The 6197-nt window shown below is 37.9% G+C and carries 7 protein-coding genes; all 7 read right to left on the bottom strand.

Annotated elements, in window-relative coordinates; all coding sequences use genetic code 11:
• Nucleotides 1–20 precede the first annotated feature (20 nt).
• The 7 genes from HT671_RS11420 to HT671_RS10960 all read right to left on the bottom strand — a co-directional run bounded on the left by HT671_RS11420 (nt 21) and on the right by HT671_RS10960 (nt 5893).
• The gene (locus tag HT671_RS11420; RefSeq protein WP_024477971.1) at nt 21–167 is read right to left on the bottom strand and encodes a hypothetical protein; all 147 of its coding nucleotides are present in this window, start codon (nt 165–167) and stop codon (nt 21–23) included.
• A gap of 591 nt (nt 168–758) precedes the next feature.
• Nucleotides 759–1607, bottom strand: coding sequence for a DNA-processing protein DprA (gene dprA, locus HT671_RS10985; protein WP_172923162.1), 849 nt, complete (start codon nt 1605–1607; stop codon nt 759–761).
• Between the two features lie 96 nt (nt 1608–1703).
• The gene (locus HT671_RS10980) at nt 1704–2393 is read right to left on the bottom strand and encodes a CTP--phosphocholine cytidylyltransferase (protein ID WP_045611822.1); all 690 of its coding nucleotides are present in this window, start codon (nt 2391–2393) and stop codon (nt 1704–1706) included.
• An 11-nt stretch (nt 2394–2404) separates the two neighbouring features.
• On the bottom strand, nt 2405–3283 hold the full coding sequence (locus HT671_RS10975; RefSeq protein ID WP_050261493.1) for a DMT family transporter: 879 nt from the start codon (nt 3281–3283) through the stop codon (nt 2405–2407).
• Nucleotides 3273–4142, bottom strand: a complete 870-nt coding sequence (locus HT671_RS10970; RefSeq protein ID WP_119947171.1) for a phosphotransferase family protein — start codon at nt 4140–4142, stop codon at nt 3273–3275. Before HT671_RS10970 ends, HT671_RS10975 begins: the two co-directional genes overlap by 11 nt.
• Nucleotides 4143–4158: 16 nt before the next feature.
• Nucleotides 4159–5181, bottom strand: coding sequence for a ribitol-5-phosphate dehydrogenase (locus HT671_RS10965; protein ID WP_050261491.1), 1023 nt, complete (start codon nt 5179–5181; stop codon nt 4159–4161).
• 4 nt (nt 5182–5185) lie between these two features.
• Nucleotides 5186–5893, bottom strand: coding sequence for a 2-C-methyl-D-erythritol 4-phosphate cytidylyltransferase (locus HT671_RS10960; protein WP_138703428.1), 708 nt, complete (start codon nt 5891–5893; stop codon nt 5186–5188).
• Nucleotides 5894–6197: the final 304 nt, after the last annotated feature.

Genomic DNA, 6197 nt, shown 5'->3' with positions numbered 1-6197 from the left:
CCTGACCACTTTATCTATCATTAATACTCTTCTAAAATCTCTTCAAACCACGTCAGCTTCACCTTGCCGTAGGTATGGTTACTGACTTCGTCAGTTTCATCTACAACCTCAAAACAGTGTTTTGAGCAACCTGCGGCTAGCTTCCTAGTTTGCTCTTTGATTTTCATTGAGTATAAAATCCTAACAAACTCAATACTTTAGTAGTCTGATATGCCAATCTCATGAGGTCTTTTTATCATTTTCCATCATATCCTGACGCAAATGTCTACTGATGTCTCTCATCAGTTTCATTTCTAGTAAATGAAAATCAAACTCGGAAGCTCACCGTAGCTTGCTCAAAACACAGCAAGACAAAGCTGATGACGTAAAAAGATTTTCGAAGAGTGTCATCATCAATTTCAGACCATTTTTTATAATAACCATTTTATTTTTATCTGTCAAGGTCTTTGAATTCTTTCTTAAACAAGCCTTGTAATCTCTACTTTTGAAGAATTTATTTTTCCTTACTGGCAATACTTGAGACGATACAGCTCCCTGATAATAAGCTGACCAAGATTAGTCACAAGCAACTCTCCTTTCTCAATTACACTAAATTGCTTTCCTTCCTCTGGGAAAAGTCCTCCACTCTACTTATTCACTTAGAAAAAACGCATAATATCAAGTGCTGAAAAAACTGATACTATGCATTTATTGTGGGGATATTTACTTCATTTTCTATTAAAAATTGATTTTTCTCAGTATTCTAGCTTATATAATGTTTAAAATTCAAATTCCGCAAGCACATCTCGCCCACTGGTGACCAATTTTGCCCCTTCTTGAATCAAATGATGGCAACCATCTGATAGCCCATCTAAAATGCTACCAGGAATAGCAAAGACATCGCGTCCTTCTTCCATTGCTCGCTCACAGGTAATGAGACTCCCCGAGCGCATCTTAGTCTCTGCTACAATCACGCCACGGCAAAGTCCAGCAATGATGCGATTACGGGCAGGAAAATGAAATTTCAGAGGTTGTTCGCCAGGTCCATATTCACTGAGAACCAGATGATCATTGCCGATGTAGTCTTGCAAACGTTTATTGGCTTTAGGATAAAACACATCCAGTCCTGTTCCAATCACTGCAATGGTTTTTCCGCCATTTTGAAGAGCTGCCATATGAGCTGCTGTGTCAATGCCCTTGGCTAATCCACTGACGATAACCAGTTCATTTTCCAAGCCTTGAATGACTTTTTCAACTGACTTAGCTCCCTGTTTGCTACAAGCACGACTGCCCACGACCGCTACCTTCGGGAATTTCAGGAGGTCAAGATTTCCCTTGTAAAATAAAAGTACAGGCGCATCATATATTTCACTCAAATCCCAAGGATAACAGTCATCTAAAATAGAGAAAGATGGAAATTTTTGAAACTCTTTCGACAAATGCGCATCGTCTATCTGAAAATAACGTTCCATAAAAACGGCTGGATTACGGCAACCTGATATATCTGCAATATCACCCAACAAAAGCTCCTGATCAACATTTTCACCGTATTCTAGCACTTTCAAAATCTGTTGATTGGTCAAACCTGATTTTTTTAACTTATAGATTTCATAGTTTGTGATTTTCATAAATAACTCCATTTCTTTTTCTACTCATCTATCTATTCGTAAAAGTTCGTAAAAAATCAAAAAAACATCCGACTATTTTGTCAGATGTTGGAATCTTTAATTTTCGTTTTTAAGAATTTCTTCTAATTTATGGTAGTCTTGGACACTATCGATTTCATAGATACTATTGCCTTCTAATTCTTCGACATAGACATCTAGCTCTTTGATATTATCCTTAACCATATTGTCCCAGTAGAGATCAACAAATTCGCCACTTGCATAAGCCTTATCGATAAAGCTGACAATCTTTTCTGCAGTTGGAGCATCCCAGAAGGATACACCACTAAGGATGCGACCTGCCTTGCTATCAACAATAATGTCTTGAACCTTGTAGTCATCTCCATAGACCAAGAACCATTCGTTGGTACAATCTTCACGATAAACACTAAAATAAGTCGAACGTGTCAAATCATTGCGGAACATATTTTTAAAGAGATAATTATCGGCATCAATAACATAGCTGTTGGCCAATTCTTCTTTTACAAGATAGAGAGAGTAAAAGTTATTGTAATCAGCGTATTTATCATTGAAAACGAGGCGAACTCCGTATTTCTCTTTTAAATAATCGAATTGTTCTTTAAGGTAACCAACGATGATGATGATGTCATCGATTCCTTTTTCTTTGAGAAACTCAATTTGGTATTCAATCAAGGGTTTTTGATTAACCTGAACCAAGGCTTTAGGGGTATTTTCAGTCATAGGACGCAAGCGAGTTCCCAATCCCGCTGCTAAGATAATGGCTTTCACACGAATCTCCTTTATTCTTTAATAATAATATAAACTCCAGCAATGACGACAAGTGACGTCATAATGGTCAGCATATCTAGCGGTGCACCCAAGAAAACAACTGCAAACAAGACAGTCCAAACTACATAACTCACGTTCAAACCTGTAGCCTTGGCTGGTTGCAAGCGATTGATAGCGATATAATAAGCCAAGTAAGAAATCATATCAAAGGCTGCAAAGACAATCATGAGACCTAGTAATTGTCCATTGGCCACTTCTGCAAATGACTGATGAGAGAAGAGCACAATCACAAGATAGGACAAGAATGAAGTTACTTGACGGATTAAGAGGGCCTCAATTTCACTCAATTCACTTTCCATGGCAAAGGAGCTAAGGACACTCTCACTCCCCCATGCAATAGCACAAACTAAAGCACAGAGAATACCAATGTAGAAGGAATTAACCTGTTCAACCTTATAGGTCTGAGCAATTATCCCTCCAATAATCAAGACAATCCCAAATACAGTATTTTTTGAAATCTTGTGCTTCAAAAAGAAGAAAGCCAATAAAACTGAAATTGCAGGGTAAATAGCCGATACAGATGAAGCTAAGGAACTTCCGATATACTTAACCGCATAAAGATTGGCCTGCATACCAATAGGACCTGCTAGCAAGGCTCCGATGATAACACTGACATTGCGAATATTTAAGAAAATCGAGAGGCGAACTTTTCCTTCTTTTACCAAGAGAAAAGCTAGTAAGATAAAGATGCTCAAAAAATCATGAGCTGCAGCCACCACAAAGGGTGACAAATCTGTAAAAATCGAAAAGATATAAGCACTAACCGTTAGACCCAAGCCCCAGAAAATACCTGAGAGAAGGCCAAAAGGAACTCCGTTTTTACTTTTCATCTGAACCTCCATAAGAAGCCAAACCTTTAACAGCTCTTTGGTAACGATTCACACCATAGTCACCAAAATCTGCACCTTGCTCTTCCTTATAGACAGTCCATAGACTCCAAATAGTGTCTTGTAAAATTTTATAAATAGCAATCTTTTCACGAGAGACAGGTGTTTGCTCACTCTCATAGTGAGACAAGAAGGCTTCTTCCTCTTGACGAGTGAATTCAGACTCTAAAAAGAGAGCAGCCAAATCCCACATTAGATCGTTCATTGATGAATATTCCCAGTCAATCAGATAAAGTCGTCCTTGTGGTGACTCGATAAAGTTTTCAGGCACCAAATCGATATGACAAGATTTTCTGTCAACACCTAAGTCAGCCAGTCTTTTCTCTAAGGAGAAGACTTCTTCTCGAACAGCTTCATAGTTGGCATAAGGGATTTTCTCTTCAATCAAGGATTCGTATTTTTTGATTTCTTCAAAAGGAACAAATTCTCCTCTTAATTCCTTGCCAGAAGCATGAATAGTTTGTAATATTGGAGCAATTTTATCGAGTTTGGTCTTGATTGACCTTGAATCAAGCGTAATCGCAGATTCGATATACTCATTTACTTTGATACCAGCCTCAATATCAAAAAGATAATTTTTTACATCTAAGTCTAAATCCTTTAGTAGTTCAAGATTGTACTTTTCATCTTGACGATTGATAAGCTTTTCTGTCCCTTTACCAAAGAACTTAACAATGTATTGCTTATTTGTTGTTTTGACCAAATAGTTTTGATTGGTCATTCCCCCCAGTTGTTCAACACTGAGGATTTCCTCTTCTTGACTAAGTAGGGAAGAAATTTTTTCTTTAATGATTTTCTCCACAATTAACCTCCAGCACTTATACTTCCCACTTAAACACGGTTTTAAAGGCTGTGTTTAAATCGGTTGCAAAGACACGGTGAATATCTTTAATTTCTCTTACAGGTTCTTCTAGATAAAGGATATTTTTAAGACGATTGGCAAATTTCTTGACTTCCATCATTTGGATGGCATTTTCAAAATCAATGCGACCAGAACGAGAGGATCCAACCAAGAGCAAGCCTTTTTCTAAGGCATCGCGTGTATTGAGATTGACTTTATACTCGCTAACACCCATCATGAGAATCGTTCCCTGAGGACGAATATAGCGAATCAAGTCATTAATGGCTGGTCCAGTACCATCACCACCACAACACTCAAAAGCATGGTCAAAGGCCAAATCTTCAGGAATATTATCCGTAATATAGCATTCTTTGGCAAAAGAGAAGAGTTCCAATTTTTCCCAATGACGACCAATAACCACGATCTCTGCTTCTGGCAAAGTATAGTTGATAATATTGGCAACCACAAAAGCTAAACTTCCATCTCCAATAACAGCGATCCGCTCCCGCTTGCTATGAGCAAGAGTCAATAGGCGATTCATAGCGTGCATACCGACACTGACAAACTCTGTAATGGCTGCAACCGTATCTTCAATAGCATCATAAGCTACCACACGATCTTTAGGGAGAGAAACAAACTCTCTCATAAAGCCATCAAATCCACTAGATAAGAAATGAGTCCCTGTCATGTAGTTCTCATAGAATTCTTCATCACTCTGCATAGGAGACTGATTGGGAATCATGACAACTTTTTGACCAACTTCGTAGGTTCCTGTCGGGTCAGAAATAACGGTTCCACATGACTCGTGAATCATTGCCATTGGAAGCTTTTTATTCAAAATCTTTGGATCACGTTTTCCTTGGTAGTAACGCTGATCCGCATGACAGACCGCCATGTAGTTGGGACGGATAAGGATATGATTCTCTTGGTCAATAGCCTCTTCCTGGTATTTGACATTGATAAACTTAGGCTTAATTAGTTGATAAATTTGATTAATCATTTTACTAGTCTTTCTCAATCATACTTTTTGCAATCTTCAAATCTGTTACGGTTGTAACCTTCAGATTTGAGTATTCGCCTTTGGCCAAGGCCACATCTTTTCCTTTGATCACAAAGATTTTACATGCATCTGTCAAGATTTCCTTCTCTTCATCAGAAAGAGATCCATAAAGGTCCAGGAAATCCTTGCAACGGAATGTTTGAGGTGTTTGTCCTTGATAAAGGTGAGCACGATTTGGAATATCTGTAATAAATTGACCATTGGTACTTTCAACGATAGTATCAACCGCTTCTACCACTGTGTCCACTGCGTCATGATTTTGGGCAAGTTGGATATTGTCCTGAATCATGCGAAGTGTAATAAATGGACGAACAGAATCGTGGGTAACAACAATGTCCTCTGGAGTAAGCGGACGATAAGCATCAATAGCTTCAATGATTTTCTCAATACTCGTATTACGGTCAGCACCACCCTTTGTAATGATGATACGATCCTTATGAAGAGGAAGATATTTATCTACAAGATCTTCTGCATGAGAAACCCAGTCTCCATGAACCCCAACTACAATTTTTTCAATACTTGGTTCCAAGACAAATTTTTCAATTGTATGAATCAAAATAGGTCGATCACCTAGCTCTAAAAATTGTTTTGGCAAGTTACTGATTCCCATGCGTGTGCCAGTTCCACCAGCAAGAATTCCTGCATAAATCATCTATTTTCTCCTTTGTCTTACTAAAAAAACTTATTCTCTCTATTATACCACAATCTAGTCCTATCATGAAAGAAATACCGGCCCTCCCGTTCTAGAATAGAAGGATTAAGGAGTTCTATTATTCAAAGAAACTAGTCCATTTCTAGTAATGACCAGGAATTCTGTAGTCATTGCTAATAAATGGCTGTGAAATTTTAGAGTTCTTCAGAATAATATAGTTTTCTTAAAGAAAACTTAAAAGTAAGCTTTGAAACTTCAAAGTGATTACTTGACTTATACTCAATGAAAGTCATAACCACCCGTG

Origin of the sequence: Streptococcus sp. 2741, from assembly GCF_013276315.1 — a bacterium.
Lineage (GTDB): Bacteria > Bacillota > Bacilli > Lactobacillales > Streptococcaceae > Streptococcus > Streptococcus pseudopneumoniae.
The sequence above is the reverse complement of the archived record's forward strand: the minus strand, read 5'-3'. Positions and strand labels throughout refer to the sequence as shown.

What these genes read in the sequence shown, in the direction of transcription:
- HT671_RS11420 (WP_024477971.1), bottom strand. Translation starts at nt 167, where the DNA reads ATGAAAATCAAAGAGCAAACTAGGAAGCTAGCCGCAGGTTGCTCAAAA.
- dprA (WP_172923162.1), bottom strand. Translation starts at nt 1,607, where the DNA reads ATGAAAATCACAAACTATGAAATCTATAAGTTAAAAAAATCAGGTTTG.
- HT671_RS10975 (WP_050261493.1), bottom strand. Translation starts at nt 3,283, where the DNA reads ATGAAAAGTAAAAACGGAGTTCCTTTTGGCCTTCTCTCAGGTATTTTC.
- HT671_RS10965 (WP_050261491.1), bottom strand. Translation starts at nt 5,181, where the DNA reads ATGATTAATCAAATTTATCAACTAATTAAGCCTAAGTTTATCAATGTC.
- HT671_RS10960 (WP_138703428.1), bottom strand. Translation starts at nt 5,893, where the DNA reads ATGATTTATGCAGGAATTCTTGCTGGTGGAACTGGCACACGCATGGGA.